The sequence below is a fragment of the Faecalibacterium longum genome (assembly GCF_040094125.1).
Classification (GTDB): Bacteria; Bacillota; Clostridia; order Oscillospirales; family Ruminococcaceae; genus Faecalibacterium; species Faecalibacterium longum.
Genome location: NZ_JBBNIH010000007.1, coordinates 1 through 578, shown reverse-complemented (window position 1 = coordinate 578; position 578 = coordinate 1). Strand labels below are relative to the sequence as shown.

Sequence of the window (578 nt, the reverse complement as noted above, 5' to 3'; positions counted from 1 at the left end):
CAGGAATATCTGCCCGCACCATCCAACATCCGTCTTGCGGACTTGATGAAAGAGCACAACATCAGCCAACCAGAACTCGCCAAGGAGATCGGCTGCTCCAAGAGCACCATCAACCGTTTTATCAGTGGCGCAAAAGGAACCCTGACCCATGAGCAGGTGCTGAAGATTGCAAGGCTGTTCAACGTGTCTACGGATTTTCTGCTGGGAGAAACCAACATCCCCGACCGCAAGAACTACGACATTGCCGAACTTGGCCTGTCCGTAGAAGCCGCAAAGAGCCTCTACACAGGGCGTGTCAATACAGAGGTGGTCAATCTGCTGCTGGAAAACGCCCGCTTTGCAGAGCTTACTTACCGCATAGCGCAGTATTTTGACGATACTTTTGCATCCGGCATCGCAGCACAGAATGCCATGCTCACGACATTGAGCACCCTGCTGCGTACAAGGGTCAAGACTCCAGAAGCAGCCAAAGCCGCAAAGGACATCGGCCTTCGGAGAAAGCCGGTGTACCAAGGCGACCTTGATGACATTGAGATGTACTTCATGGCAGCGGTCAAGGAAATCAAAAAGGGCATCGG

The 578-nt window shown here is 52.8% G+C and carries 1 protein-coding gene; it reads left to right on the top strand.

What is annotated here, in order from left to right; genetic code table 11:
* A partial coding sequence (locus AAAU26_RS00045; protein ID WP_349180840.1) for a helix-turn-helix domain-containing protein occupies positions 1–578 on the top strand: 578 nt, incomplete at both ends.